The sequence below is a fragment of the Cellulomonas sp. B6 genome (genome assembly GCF_001462455.1).
GTDB lineage: Bacteria > Actinomycetota > Actinomycetes > Actinomycetales > Cellulomonadaceae > Cellulomonas.
In genome coordinates this window covers 1-1,250 of record NZ_LNTD01000246.1, presented here as the reverse complement: position 1 = coordinate 1,250, position 1,250 = coordinate 1, and the positions used below count along the sequence as shown (strand labels likewise).

General features: G+C 67.9%; 1 protein-coding gene. It reads right to left on the bottom strand.

The window, feature by feature from the left end; all coding sequences use genetic code 11:
* Positions 1-1,250: glycoside hydrolase family 5 protein (locus tag ATM99_RS17450; RefSeq protein WP_062104075.1), on the bottom strand; the 1,250-nt coding region annotated here is incomplete at both ends.

Sequence of the window (1,250 nt, the reverse complement as noted above, 5' to 3'; positions counted from 1 at the left end):
TCGGGGTCGCGGTCGGGCTCGGCGTCGTGCCGGTGGCCTGCGACAACGAGATGCCCGTCGTGCTGCCCACGCCGCCGAGCGGGACGTCGTGGTCGAGCCCGACGAACTTGCCGCCCTGCTGCCACAGCGCAGGCTTCAGCAGCGCGTACTTCTCCTCGTCCCACGTGGCCCAGTCGTAGCCCAGCAGACCACCGGTGTCCCCCGAGTTCGGGTTGAGGACCCAGAACGTGTGGCTCAGGCGACGGTCGGCGATCAGGTCGCGCAGCGCGACCATCCACCGCTCGTTGCGACCACCGTCCATGAACCCGCCCCACTCGCCGATGAGCAGCGGCGCGGTGTTCTCCTTGTGCAGGTACAACCAGTTCGGGTCCCACACGTCGCGCTCGAGGCTCGCGCGGTCGAAGTCGCCCGCGAACCACTTCTGGTCGTAGACGAGCGGTCCGTAGTCGTGCGGCGAGTACACGAGCTGGTCCTGGTTCGCCCCGAGGTCGATGGGGAAGTCCCGCACGCCGCGCAGGTTCCCGCCCCACCACGTGCCGTAGTAGTCCGTCAGGCCGGTGGACGTCCACGGCACACCCGGCTTGGGGTAGACCTCGACGCCCTCGATGAAGACCAGCCAGTTCGGGTTGATCGCGAGCACCTTGCGCGACGCGGTCTGCGCGAAGTGCTTGAAGTTGTCTTTGTCGGTCGACCCGTCCCACTTGGCGCGCTCGGTCGACCCCTGCGTGCCGTGCGGCTCGTTCTTGATGTCCGCGCCGACGATCGTGTCGTCGTCCTTCCACCGCGTCGCGGCCCACTCCCACCCGGTGTACACGTCCTCGGTGGTGATGTCGCCCTTCCACCACACGGGGTGGACGTGGCCGGAGTTGTCGGCCTCGGCGCTGTGCACGTCGAGGAAGACCTTGAGGCCGTACTCCTCGCACATGTCGAGCCACTTCTCGAAGATCTGCAGGCTGTTGAGGCCCGCGAGCTCGGGGTTGGCGTACTCGTTCACGTTCGGCTTCTGGAACGTCCCCGCCTTCCACTCCAGCAGCAGCTGCGTCGAGATCGGCACCCGGACGACGTTCATGCCGCGGTCGGCGATGCCCTTGGTCAGCGTGCGCATGTTGGCCGACCACAGGCCGTGGAACACGCGCTCGGAGGCGTTGAAGCCGAACCAGTTCACGCCGGTCAGCCAGACCTCCTTGCCGGAGGCGTCGACGATCTGGTTGCCGCGCGTGTGCAGCCAGTCCGGGGTGGCGGCCGCCTGG